Origin of the sequence: Candidatus Hakubella thermalkaliphila (genome assembly GCF_013281975.1) — a bacterium.
Classification (GTDB): Bacteria; Actinomycetota; Humimicrobiia; order Hakubellales; family Hakubellaceae; genus Hakubella; species Hakubella thermalkaliphila.
The window spans coordinates 1-1,027 of record NZ_BLRZ01000305.1 but is presented as its reverse complement, the minus strand read 5'-3'; the positions used below and the strand labels follow the sequence as shown (position 1 = coordinate 1,027).

General features: G+C 49.2%; 1 protein-coding gene and 1 pseudogene. One reads left to right on the top strand and one right to left on the bottom strand.

The window, feature by feature from the left end; translation table 11 throughout:
• Positions 1 to 46: 46 nt before the first annotated feature.
• Positions 47 to 484: an AbrB/MazE/SpoVT family DNA-binding domain-containing protein gene (locus HW443_RS11765; protein WP_176235370.1), complete on the bottom strand. Its 438-nt coding sequence runs from the start codon at positions 482 to 484 to the stop codon at positions 47 to 49.
• A 77-nt stretch (positions 485 to 561) separates the two neighbouring features.
• On the opposite strand from HW443_RS11765, the pseudogene HW443_RS11760 reads away from it, so the two are divergent.
• Positions 562 to 1,027: pseudogene (locus tag HW443_RS11760) on the top strand (hypothetical protein); the annotation flags it as partial.

Sequence of the window (1,027 nt, the reverse complement as noted above, 5' to 3'; positions counted from 1 at the left end):
TTGGTGAGGAAACGAATGATTACATCGGTATCAATGAGGGGGTCGCTCATAGTTTGTCTTGGTATTTATCTTTGAGGTGGTCTTCACGGGCGATCTCTCGAACCTCTTGCCAAGATAACGGCTTTTTTAAAGAACCCGCGGCACCACGAACGGAGGCAAGGTCAGGATAGCGAGGAGGGGAGAGGCGTACCGCCCCTTCCTCTTCAACCACAAACATAACCTTATCTCTGGTCTTGAGACCAAGGTGTTTACGCACCTCTGCTGGGATGTTGAGCTGACCCTTACTGGTGATGGTAGAGATGATCTCTTTCATCGGTATATCACCTCTGGATGTAAGTTGTCCGCTCATAGGTAAGGAAATACTAATATATTCCTTACAAATTGTGTCGAGGGGTTTATCAGGCAAGGGGTTGAAACCAAAAAGCCAGTCTCTGACCCCTTTGAATTTTGCTGCATATGTGTTATAAAAAAGAGCAATTTGCAATTGCTATGGGGCCCAGGGAGGCTCTAACCTGACTGAGTTTGGTAGCCTCTGTCCAGCCCGGTCCGAGGATCGCCTTCGTGGATTTGAGGCTCCAGCTCTGGGAGAGTGTGGTAGTGCTCTCCTGGGCCAAAGTGGAAGCCGGACCCAGGGTTTTTTCTCAGATCTCTAGTATGGAGGATGGAGGAGCTTTAGATATGCCATATCCATTAACTACTGCCATTAACCGACGGGGTCATCTGGAAGTGGGGGGATGTGATCTGGTTGACCTGGCTTACAAGTACGGCACCCCTCTCTTTGTGGTGGATGAAGAGACAATCAGAGCTAAATGTCAGCAATACGTACAGGCTTTCCGCCATTTGGAGGAGGATGCTGAGATCATCTATGCCGCTAAAGCCTTTGGCGCTCTGGCGGTATGCCAGATCATTCGGGAGGAGGGGCTTTTTGTGGATGTCTCCACCGGAGGGGAACTTTATGTGGCTCTCCGATCTGGATTTTCTCCTCACAAGATCTACTTTCACGGTAATAACAAGACTGAAGAGGAGA